This is a genomic window from Nostoc sp. (genome assembly GCF_036917135.1).
Taxonomy (GTDB): domain Bacteria; phylum Cyanobacteriota; class Cyanobacteriia; order Cyanobacteriales; family Nostocaceae; genus Nostoc.
The window spans coordinates 75699-89991 of record NZ_JBALEA010000043.1 but is presented as its reverse complement, the minus strand read 5'-3'; the positions used below and the strand labels follow the sequence as shown (position 1 = coordinate 89991).

At 41.3% G+C, this 14293-nt stretch carries 14 protein-coding genes and 1 tRNA gene; 8 read left to right on the top strand and 7 right to left on the bottom strand.

Annotated elements, in window-relative coordinates; translation table 11 throughout:
• Nucleotides 1-24: 24 nt before the first annotated feature.
• Nucleotides 25-177, top strand: a complete 153-nt coding sequence (locus tag V7K50_RS13495) for a hypothetical protein (RefSeq protein ID WP_334960705.1) — start codon at nucleotides 25-27, stop codon at nucleotides 175-177.
• The gene (locus tag V7K50_RS13490; RefSeq protein WP_334960703.1) at nucleotides 158-1219 is read left to right on the top strand and encodes an L-histidine N(alpha)-methyltransferase; all 1062 of its coding nucleotides are present in this window, start codon (nucleotides 158-160) and stop codon (nucleotides 1217-1219) included. Before V7K50_RS13495 ends, V7K50_RS13490 begins: the two co-directional genes overlap by 20 nt.
• A gap of 204 nt (nucleotides 1220-1423) precedes the next feature.
• Here V7K50_RS13490 and V7K50_RS13485 read toward each other — a convergent pair whose 3' ends face one another.
• Together V7K50_RS13485 and V7K50_RS13480 are read right to left on the bottom strand one after the other, a co-directional pair.
• Nucleotides 1424-1636, bottom strand: a complete 213-nt coding sequence (locus tag V7K50_RS13485; RefSeq protein ID WP_334801782.1) for a type II toxin-antitoxin system HicB family antitoxin — start codon at nucleotides 1634-1636, stop codon at nucleotides 1424-1426.
• Nucleotides 1620-1886, bottom strand: a complete 267-nt coding sequence (locus V7K50_RS13480; protein WP_334801783.1) for a type II toxin-antitoxin system HicA family toxin — start codon at nucleotides 1884-1886, stop codon at nucleotides 1620-1622. Before V7K50_RS13480 ends, V7K50_RS13485 begins: the two co-directional genes overlap by 17 nt.
• Before the next feature lie 242 nt (nucleotides 1887-2128).
• Between V7K50_RS13480 and V7K50_RS13475 the strand changes: the two genes are divergently transcribed.
• Both V7K50_RS13475 and V7K50_RS13470 read left to right on the top strand, forming a co-directional pair.
• Nucleotides 2129-2899: a pentapeptide repeat-containing protein gene (locus V7K50_RS13475; protein WP_334960701.1), complete on the top strand. Its 771-nt coding sequence runs from the start codon at nucleotides 2129-2131 to the stop codon at nucleotides 2897-2899.
• A gap of 29 nt (nucleotides 2900-2928) precedes the next feature.
• Complete coding sequence (locus V7K50_RS13470; protein WP_334960700.1) at nucleotides 2929-3561, top strand: TenA family protein; 633 nt, start codon at nucleotides 2929-2931, stop codon at nucleotides 3559-3561.
• Nucleotides 3562-3705: 144 nt separating this feature from the next.
• Here the strand turns inward: V7K50_RS13470 and V7K50_RS13465 are convergent, their stop codons facing one another.
• Together V7K50_RS13465 and V7K50_RS13460 are read right to left on the bottom strand one after the other, a co-directional pair.
• A complete protein-coding gene (locus V7K50_RS13465) occupies nucleotides 3706-4209 on the bottom strand; it encodes a GNAT family N-acetyltransferase (protein ID WP_334960698.1) in 504 nt (167 codons plus the stop codon).
• A gap of 140 nt (nucleotides 4210-4349) precedes the next feature.
• Nucleotides 4350-6020, bottom strand: a complete 1671-nt coding sequence (locus tag V7K50_RS13460) for an ABC transporter ATP-binding protein (RefSeq protein WP_334960696.1) — start codon at nucleotides 6018-6020, stop codon at nucleotides 4350-4352.
• 571 nt (nucleotides 6021-6591) lie between these two features.
• Here V7K50_RS13460 and V7K50_RS13455 point away from each other — a divergent pair.
• Nucleotides 6592-6834, top strand: a complete 243-nt coding sequence (locus V7K50_RS13455) for a hypothetical protein (RefSeq protein ID WP_334960694.1) — start codon at nucleotides 6592-6594, stop codon at nucleotides 6832-6834.
• A 12-nt stretch (nucleotides 6835-6846) separates the two neighbouring features.
• Here the strand turns inward: V7K50_RS13455 and V7K50_RS13450 are convergent, their stop codons facing one another.
• Both V7K50_RS13450 and V7K50_RS13445 read right to left on the bottom strand, forming a co-directional pair.
• Complete coding sequence (locus V7K50_RS13450; RefSeq protein ID WP_334960692.1) at nucleotides 6847-7629, bottom strand: TrmH family RNA methyltransferase; 783 nt, start codon at nucleotides 7627-7629, stop codon at nucleotides 6847-6849.
• 86 nt (nucleotides 7630-7715) lie between these two features.
• A tRNA-Leu gene (locus V7K50_RS13445) sits at nucleotides 7716-7796 on the bottom strand.
• Between the two features lie 408 nt (nucleotides 7797-8204).
• Here V7K50_RS13445 and murA point away from each other — a divergent pair.
• A complete protein-coding gene (murA, locus tag V7K50_RS13440) occupies nucleotides 8205-9572 on the top strand; it encodes a UDP-N-acetylglucosamine 1-carboxyvinyltransferase (protein ID WP_334960736.1) in 1368 nt (455 codons plus the stop codon).
• Between the two features lie 777 nt (nucleotides 9573-10349).
• Here the strand turns inward: murA and V7K50_RS13435 are convergent.
• Complete coding sequence (locus tag V7K50_RS13435) at nucleotides 10350-11960, bottom strand: iron uptake porin (protein ID WP_334960690.1); 1611 nt, start codon at nucleotides 11958-11960, stop codon at nucleotides 10350-10352.
• Between the two features lie 525 nt (nucleotides 11961-12485).
• On the opposite strand from V7K50_RS13435, the gene V7K50_RS13430 reads away from it, so the two are divergent.
• Nucleotides 12486-13427, top strand: a complete 942-nt coding sequence (locus V7K50_RS13430) for a metal ABC transporter substrate-binding protein (RefSeq protein ID WP_334960734.1) — start codon at nucleotides 12486-12488, stop codon at nucleotides 13425-13427.
• A gap of 88 nt (nucleotides 13428-13515) precedes the next feature.
• The gene (locus V7K50_RS13425) at nucleotides 13516-14292 is read left to right on the top strand and encodes a metal ABC transporter ATP-binding protein (protein ID WP_334960688.1); all 777 of its coding nucleotides are present in this window, start codon (nucleotides 13516-13518) and stop codon (nucleotides 14290-14292) included.
• The last annotated feature ends 1 nt before the right edge of the window (nucleotide 14293 follow it).

Below are 14293 nucleotides of genomic sequence, written 5' to 3'. Positions count from 1 at the left end.
ATTGGTTATTTGAGAGTGGAGAATATGAAATATAGAACAACTCTCCTAGTTGTGGTGGAAATTCCGAGTTTTGGGACAGTGGTATGGGAGAATAACTTTTTGGCAAGAATTGCGGCTAATCCGTTTCCAGACCTCAGAAAACCAAAGAACAAGAATAATGGCTCAAAATTTTCATAGCGATTCCCAACTTTCCTCGGATATCCCAACTGCTATCAATCACACAGTCAAGCCAAGTTCTGAGTTCTACTCTCTTTTTTCTGAAGAAGAAGTTTTAGAGATAATTCATGCATTAGAAGTCAGACGAGAAATACCTCTAAAGTATTCTTATAAAGGTAGAGGTGCAAAAATTTGGGACAATTTTTATCTACAATATATTATTCCTAAATGGTATGGAAGATCAAATGTCGAAATTGACCTTTTAAAATATAACTTTAAATATCTGAATGGCAATATTAAAAATGGAGAAAAAGTCAACATTGTAGACGTTGGTGCAGGAAATTCCTATCCAGTTAAAAAACTTATTCACAGACTAAATAAGTTGGATAAAATTAATAAATATGTTGCCTTAGATATTAGTGAAGAATTGCTTCATGTATCCAGAAGTAATTTTAGAAAATGGTTTCCTCTCATCGAGTTTATCAGTTCCACAATTGACATAGAAAGTAGTTGTGTACCCAAAACTTTATTCCAAAATCAAGCTAATCTTGAAATTGACGACACACCAAAAATATTTTTACACTTAGGAGTTACCATTGGGAATCATCAAAATCGAGATCAGGTACTCAAAAACTTTAGAGATAGTATGGGAGAAAAGGATTTTCTCGTATTCACTAATGAAACTGGTTCTAACTCTCAATGGGATGGAAAAGTTAGAGGTGGCTGCAAATATCATGTAGAAGAAATATATGGGTGGGTTAAAAATAAGATTGGGATTAAATCTGAAGATTGTGAACTTGTGAGAAAGTATGATTTAACAACCGATAGTGTAGTGGCTAATATTAAACTGCTTCATGATTACACTATAAATTTTAGTCGAATGGGGATAGATAAAAAGATTCAAATCTCTGAAGGTGAAGAGATTACTATTTGGCGACATCACAAGTATGAAATGCCTAAACTTTTGCAAGAAATACAACGTTCTGGACTACAACTTCTTCACTATAGTACTGACAAATACAAATCACATATTATGGTTATTTGTAAGGTTGTTAGTAACTAAGCTTTTTAATTAGACTTCCTCATCCCCGACTTCTTCGAGAAGTCGAGGATCTAATTTTTCACGAATGATTTAGGATTGCTATATGAATATCTTTTCAAAAATCAAATAGTAATCCTATCGCCGAAATTTTCTTATCTGTATCTAGCGCATGTCAAATATTTCTGATGATGTTAAAAAATCAGTTTGACTTAGCTTGTGTATCAATCAAATATACATCAAACGCGGTCTAGGTTCAGGAACTGAACGGCCTAAATCCTTAGCCGTTTCTATCCATTCATGCACAACTAATTCTACATTATGTAGGGCTTCTTGATAAGTATCACCGTCAGCTGCACAGCCTGATAACTCTGGTACTTCAGCAATAAAGGCTTGATCTAACTCACTCCAGTAGAGAATAATTTCATATCGAAACATCATTTTTGCTTCCTAGTTTATACTTGACAATCACTGCCCGAACTTGTTTAATTTGATAGCTTTTGGCTTTTCCTCTTTTATGTTGCAGGTTCAATATTTCTTCAACATCAGCTTTGATAAAAATACGATGATCGCCACGAATCCGTTCATCAAAGCCTAATCTATATAAAAGTTGCCACAGTTGGGCAAAAGGGATGTCTGTATCAGAAGTCCCAGAGAGGATTTTTTCTAAGAGTTTGTCTTGCTGACTCACGTTTTTCTAACTGTCTTAATGTTTCTATAGTCTCATATTTATTTAAAATCAGGTATACAAATGATATCTTGACTACTTTTCTCCAATGTCTTAGGGTAGCGTTCCGCAGGAAAGGTATCGCCAATTTATAAGTAATATAGGCAACTACAGAGGGCAAATTGTTGAGATTGCTCATATCATAGGCTGAGGTATAAATCCGTCTCAGTTAATGTTGAGTATTGAGTAAGAAATATTACGCGAATATGAAAAACCAGATTCTAGGCGCAGCCGCATTTTTAACCACCATTAGTTTGACAACAAGCGTACAAGCAGCAAATTCTGAACATCTTAGACAGTTATTGGCAACTAAACAATGTCAAAATTGTGATTTGAGTAGTGCAGGTTTAGTGATGGCTGACTTATCTGGAGCCAATTTGAGCGGTGCTAATCTCACAGGCGCTAACCTCAGCCGTGCAAACTTGAGCGGCGCGGATTTGCGGGGTGCAAACTTGAGTGGCGCGAGTTTATTTGGTGTTAACCTGAGCGAAGCTAAATTTAGTGGGGCAAATTTGACGGGTGCGGATTTGAGAAATACTTATTTAGCAAATGCAGAACTGACTGGCGCTTACCTGAATGGGGCTAACTTCCAGGGTGCAGTTGGGATACCATTACAAATTGCTTCACCAGAAGAATTTTATGCTTGGGGTGTAGCAGAAGGGCAAAAAGGTAACGAACAACAAGCAATCAGTTATTTTAATCAAGCGATCGCTATCAAACCAGAATATGCGGGTGCTTATCTCGCTCGTGGTATCGCCCGTTACCAAATACTAGATAGACAAGGTGCATTCCAAGATGCCCAAGTGGCTCAAAAATTGTTTACATCCCAAAACAACAGCTCTGGAACGCAAACAGCCCAAGCTTTTATTAAAGAAATGCAAACACCAGTAAATGATAAAGTAAGTGCTGGTAGCCCCAGTTTCGTTGACTTGTTTGGAAGTCTTGGCTCAGTCTTGCTTCAGTTCTTCCCTTTTTAAGGAAGATAATCACAGATGACAAATAACAAATGACTTTATCTAACGAATTATGGGCAGCAAATCATGACTTAGCCCAAGCTTGCTTAAAGCATCCTTTTGTTCAAGGCATTGGCGATGGTACTCTTGAGCAAGCTAAATTTGCTTACTACGTAGGGCAAGATGCTTTTTTCTTAGAAGCTTTTGCCCGTGCGTACAGTATCGCCGCAGCTAAAGCACCAGACTGGTTAGGTTTCACCACATTTCATAACTTAGCTAGTGGAGTTTTAGAAGAACTGCGGCTGCATAGTGGCTATGCTTCTGGGTGGGGAGTCAATTTGCATTCTGTAGAACCTGCATCTGCCACCCGCCGCTATACTGACTTTTTGTTAGCAACTGCTTGGGGTTCAGATGTGGGTTTAACTGCTGCGGCGATGTCTCCCTGTATGCGTTTGTATGCCTTTTTGGGAGAAAAGTTGGCTGTTAACGGTATTCCTAATCATCAATACACAGACTGGATTCGTACTTATAGCAGCGCAGATTTTCAACCATTAGCACAACAATTAGAAAGTTTAGTTGACAATTATGCCACTACTAATGCTGTTGTCCATTCAACCTATCGTTATGCTATGTTTTGTGAGCGCGATTTTTTTCAGGCTGCGTGGATTTTAGAGCAGTCTGCCTAATTAAATCAGTGATAGAAATTCAATGTATATAAATATATATGTAAGAAATATGTTGCAGAGAATTGACAATGATTTTGCTGAATTGGCTACAAGCTAAATACAAAATATACAGTTCCAAATTCTATACAGAAAAAAGCGATCGCCTTAAACAACAGTTTTACTAATTCGCAGTCCCATGATCACTAAGTCTCGTTCAACGCTGTCAAGTTCGGCAATTTTAGGCAAATGTCCCCAGCGTTGAAAACCAAATGTTTCAAAGAGTTTTAAACTGGGCTGATTGTGGGCAAAAATCAAGCATACTAGGGTCTTTAAACCCAAGCTAGGACTTTCGCTAATTGCTTGTGCTAAGAGTTGCTGTCCCAAACCACATCGATGAAAGTTAGGGGCTATGTAAATACTAATTTCCGCAGTCATAGTATAGGCGGGTCGCCCATAAAAGGATTGGAAACTAAGCCATCCAGCAATTATTCCATCTACTTCGATTACCCAAAGTGGGCGTTGTGAAGGCGATCGCGCCTTAAACCAAGCAAGGCGACTTTCCACGGATACTGGTTCTAAGTCAGCCGTTGCCATGCGGCTGGGAACTGCGGCATTGTAAATTGCCACAATTGCAGGTAAGTCAGTTTCAGTCGCATGGCGAATAGTCATTGCTACCGTCTCGAAAAAAATCTTCAGAAAATATTCACAAATAATACAGTGTTAACAGTAGCAATTATACGGTTTCTATCGTAATTGTTATGTGAGTTAGAAGTGAAGAGTTAGGAATTTTAAACTCCTAACTGCTGATTTTATGCACGTGCTAATAAAGGAGCAGCAGCTAGTAAGGTTTTGGTATAAGGGTGCTGAGGATTGGCAAAAATCTTTTTTGTCAGACCAAGTTCGACAATTTTACCGCCATTCATGACCGCAATACGATCGCACAAAAATCGAGCTAACCAAAGGTCATGAGTGATGAATAAATAAGTTAACTCAAACTCTTCCTTTAATTGCAACATCAAATCCAGCACTTGCGACTGCACACTAGCATCTAACATACTCACTGGTTCATCGCAGATTAAAAGTTTAGGGTGAGTAATCAAAGCACGAGCGATCGCTACTCGTTGTTGTTGTCCACCAGATAAATCGGATGGATAACGCTCATAATACACTTCTGGCGGTGTTAACCCAACTTTCTCTAGCATCCACAAAACCTGTTCTTTTGCCTTGGCAGCATTGGCCAGATTGTGGATAAATAAAGGATCGGCGATACTTTGTCCCACTGTCATCGCTGGATTGAGACAAGCATGAGGGTCTTGAAAAACCATTTGGATTTGTCGCCGTGAAGAACGAATTTCTTGACGCGACAGTTTAGTTAAATCTTGTCCTAAAAACTCAACTTTGCCACTAGTGGGACGAATTAGTTGCAAGATTGTTCGTGATAGTGTACTTTTACCACAACCTGATTCCCCAACTAAGCCGAGAATTTCTCCTGGATACAGATCCAGGTTGATCCCATCGACTGCTTTAATTGTCTGTGTTTGTGTTTTAAACAGTCGTTCGATCAAGTTAGGTTCTATGGTGTAGTATTGCTTGAGTTCTGTGACACTCAAAATTGGAGATTTATCATTAATAATCGGTAATTGCTTTTCTTCGTCATTGGCAATTATCAATTCTCCACTATCATTTACTGCTTGAATGTGTAAAGCGGCTTTTAAGAGCGATCGCGTGTATTCATGTTGAGGGTGTCTAAATACGGTTTCTGTAGAACCCATTTCGACCATCTTACCGTTGTACATCACCCCAATGCGATCACAATATTCAGCCACCATTGCTAAATCGTGAGAAATCAGCAACAATCCCATATTTTCTTCACCGCACAGCCGAGTTAATTCTTGCAATATCTGCGCGGAAACGGTGACATCTAAACTAGTGGTAGGTTCATCGGCAACAATTAACTTGGGGTTGAGGAGTAAAGCTAAAGCGATCGCTACCCGTTGGCGCATTCCCCCGCTAAACTCATGAGGATACTGATTCCAGCGACTAGCGGGAATATTCACCTTTGCTAAGGTAGCAAGTGCTTTTTCTTTGGCTTCTCGCCTGGATAATTGTGGTGAGTGCGCCTGGAGGGTTTCGATACAATGCTTACCAATTGTCATTAGGGGATCGAGGCGTGTCATAGGATCTTGAAAAACTAAGGCGATCGCTTCTCCCCGAAATTTCCGCAACTGGTTAGGCATCAATTCAAACACCGACTTTCCTTGAAATATCGCCCGTCCCTCAACACGACTAGAGGCTGGTAGTAAACGCATTACTGCCCGTCCGATAGTTGACTTACCACAACCCGACTCTCCCACCAATCCCATTCTTTCGCCTGGTTGCAAGGTGAAAGAGACATCATCAACCGCCCAGCTTGCTTCTTCTCCACTCCGTTGAGGATAGGCAACTCGCAGATTTTCGATACAAAATAAGGCTTCACTCATAGTTTAGTTATCAGCCCTGAGCTACCAGTTTTTATAATTTCAAATTTAGGATAGTCTATCAAATTACAGCTATTTTCAGGTAAATAGACCACGCGGTAGGGGCACAGCAATGCTGTGCCCTTACGACAGATGTGGTTCAAATACATGAAAACTGCTGTAAGTATTAGACCTGTTTTATCAAAATTACCTAAACATAGCAAAACTTGATTTAGTGTATCTCGTAGCGCTAGCCATAAATTTCCAGTCCTAGAACACCAATTCAGTAATCCTGAAATAACCTCTCCCCCAACCCCTCTCCGAAACGGAGAGGGGAGTTTGACTCCCCCAACGCTCGTAGAAAATTCAAAGTCTCTCTCCTAGAAGGAGAGAGAAATAGAAGAGAGGTTTTCCAGATACCGTGAAAAGTCAGCTGAATCGATGCTCTAGCAATTGCAGACAGCTATCGATATTCTTGATAACCACTGCTAAAGTTGATACAGCACACAAGTATGATGTTATGAGTGCCAAATTTAAATCTGTAGGAACTAGAATCAAAATTAACTCAGAAAATCAGGATTTTTAAGTCAATATTATGGAGCAAAATCAGCCACAACAGCGCCACATCGCTGATCAGGTGTTTCAAAAATCCCTCGAACAGTTGGAGGATATCTTAGAAGAGGGTTCGACTGAGGAAGAAGATATCCCCCAACTGCATACTAGTAATTTCACTGAAGTCGAACTCGATCAAGACTTGATAGATATTGATTTAGCGGCTCTTGAGGACGCAGTTGCTGATATTGAACAATATCTCGAAGAAATAACAAAAACCGAATAGGGTTAAAATTCATTACTGACAAATCATTTGCCGTCGAGCTTCGTACAACATTAAAGCGGCTGCGATCGCCACATTTAACGATTCTACCCCAGGACTCAAAGGAATTCTGACTTGCTGATCTGCGATCGCTGCTAAATCTGCCGACAACCCTCCACCTTCATTTCCCAGTAAAATCAGACTGGGTTTTCGCCAGTCCACTTCCCAATAAGTTAAAGTCGCACTGGGCAAGGTTGCCACAACCTGCATTCCTGCCTCTTGACTTTGTTGGACTGTCGCTTTTAAATCTTCGGTTACGGCTGTTGCTAGGCGAAACCATTGCCCTGCGGAAGCCCGGAGAACTTTGGGGCTATCTAAATCTACACTATCTCCACTTACCCACAACCCCGATGCTCCGGCGGCGGCGGCGGTGCGGATCATTGTACCTAGGTTGCCGGGATCTTGTACGGTTTCTAAAGCTAGCACTAAACCAGTTAATGGTATTTGAGTTTGGCGTTCGCTTCGTTTTGCCGTTGCCACCACACCATCGGGTTGGACTGTAGTAGCGATCGCATCCAAGACTTCTCTACTGACAATTTCGGCGCGATCGCATCGGCTACAAGCCAGATCCCATAGCGAAAGGTGGGCTGCTTGCCATTCTGGGGTACAACAAACTGTTTCTAGTGGGTAGTTAACCGCACAAGCTTCTTCTAACAGGTGCGTCCCTTCGAGTAAAAATAACTGTTGCTTGTGCCGCTCCTTCGTGGAGTGGAGTTTGCGAATTTGCTTGACTAGGGAATTTTGTAAACTGGTCAACATCAAAAGTTAGGAGTTAATAATTAGGAGTTAGGAGTTAATTTAGTTTTATTTCAACTCATAACTCTTCACTTCTAACTCAGATAATATGCGGAACCCGGGACTTGAACCCGGAAGCCTTGCGGCACTAGAACCTGAATCTAGCGCGTCTGCCATTCCGCCAGTTCCGCTTGTACTTTTGTTTATCGACAATTTCCTATTATTGCGTAATTTTTTACCTTTGTCAAGTGCCATCGTCGCGCCCCGTTAAAAATCTCACACTGGAAACGAGTGATTCCGGCGATCGGTCAAATCAAAATATTAGCTGAACAGTAAAGTATTGATTTTTAGATAACACTTAAGTTATTTTACTGAGTATTTAATTTTGCTTCAACTTACTACTTATTCATTCTGGTTTGTGAAAATTTTCAAAAGCCCAAAAAGCTTACTATTGTTTGTTTTCAGCCCGCCTTTTTTACCTAAAAAACAATTTTATTGTCCAAGATGTTACCCTAAAACGTGGACATTTTGAATCTTTACTGTAGAATCAAAACCAACTTCAAGCATATAAAATACGTATTACTTTTGGAGGTAGGCTTATTAATCCTTCTACCAGCTTACCAGATGCCAAAATTGCTCCAGAAGCAGACTCCTCAGTCTTGCAAATTTGGGGTGGGCATCCTTTGCGAGGTCATGTGAAAATTAGCGGGGCAAAAAATGCAGCATTGGTAATCATGGCTGGAGCCTTGCTGTGTCCGGGCGATTGTCGTATTCGCAATGTCCCCTTATTAGCGGATGTAGAGCGGATGGGTCAGGTGTTATTAGCTTTGGGTGTGCAATTAACACGACAAGGCGACATTTTAGACATCAACGCCAGCGAGATTAAAACATCAAAAGCTCCCTACGAACTAGTTACCCAGTTAAGGGCGAGTTTTTTCGCCATTGGAGCAATTCTGGCAAGACTAGGAGTAGCACAAATGCCCTTACCAGGCGGTTGTGCAATTGGGGCAAGACCAGTTGACTTGCATGTTCGGGGACTGCAAGCAATGGGAGCTGAGGTGCAAATTGAGCATGGCATTTGTAATGCTTATGTTCCTGGCAGCAGCCGGAGATTAAAAGGTGCGAAAATTTACCTAGACATCGCCAGTGTTGGAGCTACGGAAAACTTGATGATGGCGGCTACCCTGGCAGAGGGTGAAACGATCATCGAAAATGCTGCCAGAGAACCGGAAGTAGTTGATTTAGCTAACTTCTGTAACGCGATGGGAGCCAAGATTAAGGGGGCGGGAACTAGCAGGATTATTATCGAAGGAGTCCCGAAGTTGCATTCTGTTGACTACAGCATTATTCCCGATCGCATTGAGGCCGGGACGTTTTTGTTGGCAGCAGCAATTACCCGCTCAGAACTTATCCTCTCACCAGTGGCTCCAGAACATCTTATACCAGTGATTGCCAAGCTGCGGGATATTGGAGTAACAATAATTGAGGACAAGCCTGAACACTTACACATTCTGCCAGCAGAAACCCTCAAGGCAACGGATATTGAAACTCAATACCATCCAGGTTTTCCCACAGATATGCAAGCGCCGTTCATGGCTTTGCTGACATTGGCAGAAGGCGACAGCGTGATTAACGAATCGGTCTTTGAAAATCGCTTGCGTCATGCCTCAGAGTTAAATCGCTTGGGGGCAGATATTCGTGTCAAAGGCAACGCTGCTTTCGTTCGGGGAGTAGCAAAATTGTCTGGGGCACCAGTATTAGGCACAGACTTACGAGCATCGGCAGCGTTAGTCATAGCAGGACTGGCGGCAGAAGGACAAACCACAATTCAGGGACTACAGCACCTCGATCGCGGCTATGATCGACTCGATGTGAAATTGCAGCAATTGGGGGCTAAAATCCTTCGAGTGGGCGAAACATCAGCAGATGCAGAAATCGCTCCCAGCATCAGTAGCCTGTCAAGTTGAAATTGATCGGTTGAGACTGACGCAAGGACAAGGGAGATAAGGTAAAATTTTCTCCCTCTCCTCCACCATCTATCTATACCCTGCCATCTGCTAAATTCTCCTGATAGATAGAGGCTTTTAAGCTTTGTAAATATCTTTTTTTAATGAATATTCCGGAAAAATCTGTGTTGGCTGTTACAATATTGATTGTTAAGAAAAGTTGCCCGTTGCATTTTGGGAACGCGCAATTGGGTTTTAACTCTCTTGAGAAGACAACGCAAAAAAAAATATTTTCTAGACCAGCTGTGGGAGGCTGGTCTTTTTGTATTTAAACTGCTTATTTATGGCTCTAAAAAGGGAAGATTTTTTAAGTAAACCTTGTCCGTTTTGAAACCGGGAGTAGTGCGGGCATTTTGCCCGCTACTGCCAGTAGAAAGCAAGATGCTCCCACTACTTTTAAAAACTATGGTTCTCAAAATAGATTTGGTTTAATTTCCGCAATTACTCTGTTTCGTATGCATTAAATCTACTAGAGATTTTTATTTTCCTGCCGCTACAACCGATTGCATCTACGTGAGAATCGCTATATTGTTTTGAGATCAGCTAAAAATCTTTTAATTTGCATCCTCCAAAAAATAAATCTCTTGTGGGGTGGGCAACATGAGCGCCCTAGTTGTGCAAATTAAATGCGCGACAGCTTATCATGCCCAGCAAAAATGCTGAGTTTTATTTTTGAGATCACACACAAGATCAAAGACGCAAAGTATAAATTTGCGTCTTTCGGTGAGATTGTGAAAATTAGAAAGTGAATGTGGTTCTCACTGTACCAATCACGATATCGTCGTTTTGATTGTCATGATCTGGCGATGTCAACCAGATCACTCCTGGGGTAATGCTGATATTGTCACTGAGCTTATATTGATAGAAACCTTCAATGTGATATGAAGTATCTGGATCTTTGTTGATACCTGCATTGCTGAGAGAACTGCTTACACCGGTAACTTTAGGTTCCATACCGACAACAATACCTGCAACGTTACCTTTTTTACCAAGATCCGGGAAAGCCAGGGTGACGGCATAGTTCCAGATTTCAGCATCGCCAGGAGTAACTGAAAGGATGCGAGCTTTAGTCAAGCCAGCCCAACCACCAATCACGAATTTTGAGCTAGGTTGGAAGGATGCTTCTATACCGTAGGAGTTGCTAGAAGCATTCTGCAATATGTTATTGGCGTTATTACTACCACCACTACCATTGGCAAAAAAAGTATTGTTGTAGGCGTTAAGGTAGGTTAAACCAAGGGTAATTTGGTTGGTAGGCTTAACTGTTAACTGCGCCATAGCACCATAAGCACCGTTGAACAGTCCAGAGCCTTGCTGAGGGTTAGCAGCATCATTGGCTAAATATCCCAAGCTTAATTCGAGCTTATCACTGAACTCGTGTTTGATTCCGATACCAGTCCCATTGGCTAGATAATAAATTGGGTTGCGAGTCCCAAAATGGGAAAGGGCACCGCTACCACCGTCTCCATCTAGGTAGGGGTTGACTGTGTTGGTGAAATCATCAATTGCACCTGCATTGGCTTCCAGGGTGACGTTTGTTTTCTTACCAAGAGGGAACTGATACAACAGTGCGTCTATCACAACTTGATTATTGTTGTTACCACCAGCAAATCGGAAGTCACCTTCTGGTGTAAAGGTAGCAGTCTTAGAGAAGGCATCTAGATTTGTTGCCTGAAGTCGTGTTCTGAGTAAATCTTGACCAGTAAAGCTGGTGTCGAGGTTCAGACGCACCCGGTCTGCAAGGACGGTATTTTGGTTGACTTTATTACCATTAACTGTGTTTCCACTGATGACACTGGCGATCGCTATTACGACTTCCCCATTCAGTTTAGTTGTGGTTGAAAACTGATGTGCTTCCAATTCAGCAGAGTGTGTTTCTACTCCATCCACACGACCTCTAAGTGTCGCCAGTTCTGCTGAAAAGTTTTCTCGCAGCCTTTCTAATTTGGCTAAATCTTCTTTTGTCACCAAATCAGCTGTGCCTGTGGCTATTAGTTCGTTAACCCGATCGAGACAAGAATTCAAACCAGCAGCAAACTCATATCGTGTTAGGGCGCGATCGCCGCGATACGTACTATTTGGGTATCCTGCTATACAACCATAGCGCTCTACCAGCGATTGCAAGGCTTGGAATGCCCAGTCTGTAGTTTGCACATCAGATAACTGAGACACTGAGGTAACTTGCGCCATTGTCTGATTTGGCGCTTTTGTGTTTGGACTAGCTAAAACTTGTGGTTGATTGATTTCAGACGTGTTGGATGTTTCACCTGCAAAGGCAGCAGTATTCACAAATAGCACTACACCGCAGATTGCTGGACTAACTAGCAGATATTTACAGAATTTGTTCACTTTTCTCCTCACACTGATCTTCAATTCACACCTAAACCACGTTTTATTAAACGTATATTTTATGAGAATATTTCTCATGAATTTTATCAGAATTTAGCAAACGTTTTTACAGAAAAGTCAATAAACGCTGATTAGGGAACTCCAAGAAATAAATTATCCAATATTGTGGGGTGGGCATCCTGCCCGCCCAGTCCATAGGGCGGGCGAGACGCCACCCCACAAGAGTTAATTAGATATTTTTTTGTCAGTCCCTTATTCAAGGAAAACTAAATTGCAAAGGACTGTACCGTCTAAAAAGTTTCGCTGTTAATTATTACACAGCAAATCTAGAATGATATTATTTGTTTTGAATGAGAATGAGAATTATTATAGTATAAACTTTAGAATAGGTCTCATTCTCAATGAGAACTGTGACAGAGGTAAAGTAAGCATTCGTTTTGAGGAGAAAACACCGTGATTGTGAATTGCAAAGGACTTAGAACAGGTAGACAAAGAAGCGGTATCTTGCCGATCATTGCTCTGGTGATGTTGTCAATGGCTGGAGGTTGTAGCCAATCGAATCCGAATCAGGGAAAAACTGCCGAACAGTCGCCGCAAGCACGGGAAGTTGGTTCTACCCCTCCGGTGCAGTCGGGAAAAACTAAAGTAGTGACGACATTTTTGCCGATGTATTTGTTTACTAAGGCAGTAGTTGGAAATGTGGCAGATGTAGAAATATTAGTGCCACCTGGTACGGAGGTACATGAATACCAAGCGACACCAGAAAATGTCAAAGCGATCGCTACTGCTAATGTGTTAGTAAAAAATGGTTTAGGTTTGGAGGAATTTCTGGAGGGTACTGTCAAAAATGCCCAAAATCCCAAATTAACTGAAATTGATGCAAGTAAAGGTATTAAACCCTTAAATGAGATTTCACCTGTTGATAAAATAGTGCAACAGGAAAAAGACCACGAACATACCCAAGGTAATCCTCACGTTTGGTTAGATCCAGTTTTGGCAAAACAACAGGTAACAAATATTCGGGATGGATTAATTGCTGCCGATCCCGCGAATAAAGGTACTTATGAGGCTAATGCTAAGGCTTATATTAAAGAATTAGAAAGTTTAAACAGCGAATTTCAGCAGACTTTGCAAAAAAATCCCAGTTGCACCTTTATTACATTTCATGATGCGTTTCCATATTTAGCTAAACGCTATAACCTCAAGCAAGTTGCTGTGGTAGAAATTCCCGAAGATCAACTTTCACCAACGGATGTCAAAAATGCAATCAATGCAGTAAAAAAGTACAAAGTTAAAGCTTTATTTAGTGAACCAGGAGTAGATAATAAACTACTGGTCAGCCTCTCCAAAGACTTGAAGTTAACTTTGCGTCCTCTGGATTCTCTGGAAACTGGCGAAACAGATCCGCAGCATTATTTTCAAGCGATGAAAGCTAACTTAAAAATTCTAGAAACGGCGTGTAAATAAGTTAGGAGTTAGGAGTTAGGAGTTTGGAGTTTGGAGTTAGGAGTTAGGAGTTAAAAATCCTAATTTATCAATTATCATTTTTTAAATAATGAATAATGACATTGCTATTTTGAAAGTAGAAGGATTAACTATCTATCAAGGCAGCTATCTAGCTGTTAAAGATGTTTCCTTTGAATTGTTGCCAGGAACAGATACGGCGATCGTTGGCCCCAATGGTGCTGGTAAAAGTACTCTGGTAAAAGCGATTTTAGATTTGATACCTCGAAGTGCTGGTACGATTGAAATATTGGGTCGCCCAATTGCCAGGTTGGGGCACTTACGTAACTTGTTGGGTTATATGCCGCAAAACTTCATTTTTGACCGCAGCTTTCCCATTTCTGTCAGCGAATTGGTGGGACTGGGATGGACTAAAGAAGGTAAAAGAAAAAATTCATTTTTCTCCCAATTGTGGAGACAAGACCGGGAGAAATCAGCAGCAGTAACAGAAGCTTTGCGGCGAACAGATGCTGATCATTTAAAGCATCAAGCTATTGGTACTCTTAGTGGTGGTCAACTCAAACGGGTTTTATTGGCTTATTGTTTGGTAATGCCTCGGAAGCTATTGGTACTAGATGAAGCTTTTGCTGGTGTTGATGTGCAAGGTACAGCAGATTTTTATGCTTTGTTAAATGAATTAAAGCGAGAGGAGGGTTGGACAGTATTGCAAGTTTCTCATGATATTGATATGGTAAATCGCCATTGCGATCGCGTGCTTTGCCTGAACCAAAGTATTGTTTGTACTGGGAAGCCGGAAATTGCCCTTTCACCGCAAAACCTGTTAGCAACCTACGGGCCAGGTTTCAGTCGCTACCAGCACCAACATTAAT

What these genes read in the sequence shown, in the direction of transcription:
- V7K50_RS13495 (WP_334960705.1), top strand. Translation starts at nt 25, where the DNA reads ATGAAATATAGAACAACTCTCCTAGTTGTGGTGGAAATTCCGAGTTTT.
- V7K50_RS13490 (WP_334960703.1), top strand. Translation starts at nt 158, where the DNA reads ATGGCTCAAAATTTTCATAGCGATTCCCAACTTTCCTCGGATATCCCA.
- V7K50_RS13485 (WP_334801782.1), bottom strand. Translation starts at nt 1,636, where the DNA reads ATGATGTTTCGATATGAAATTATTCTCTACTGGAGTGAGTTAGATCAA.
- V7K50_RS13475 (WP_334960701.1), top strand. Translation starts at nt 2,129, where the DNA reads ATGAAAAACCAGATTCTAGGCGCAGCCGCATTTTTAACCACCATTAGT.
- V7K50_RS13470 (WP_334960700.1), top strand. Translation starts at nt 2,929, where the DNA reads ATGACTTTATCTAACGAATTATGGGCAGCAAATCATGACTTAGCCCAA.
- V7K50_RS13465 (WP_334960698.1), bottom strand. Translation starts at nt 4,209, where the DNA reads ATGACTATTCGCCATGCGACTGAAACTGACTTACCTGCAATTGTGGCA.
- V7K50_RS13460 (WP_334960696.1), bottom strand. Translation starts at nt 6,020, where the DNA reads ATGAGTGAAGCCTTATTTTGTATCGAAAATCTGCGAGTTGCCTATCCT.
- V7K50_RS13455 (WP_334960694.1), top strand. Translation starts at nt 6,592, where the DNA reads ATGGAGCAAAATCAGCCACAACAGCGCCACATCGCTGATCAGGTGTTT.
- V7K50_RS13450 (WP_334960692.1), bottom strand. Translation starts at nt 7,629, where the DNA reads ATGTTGACCAGTTTACAAAATTCCCTAGTCAAGCAAATTCGCAAACTC.
- V7K50_RS13430 (WP_334960734.1), top strand. Translation starts at nt 12,486, where the DNA reads ATGTTGTCAATGGCTGGAGGTTGTAGCCAATCGAATCCGAATCAGGGA.
- V7K50_RS13425 (WP_334960688.1), top strand. Translation starts at nt 13,516, where the DNA reads ATGAATAATGACATTGCTATTTTGAAAGTAGAAGGATTAACTATCTAT.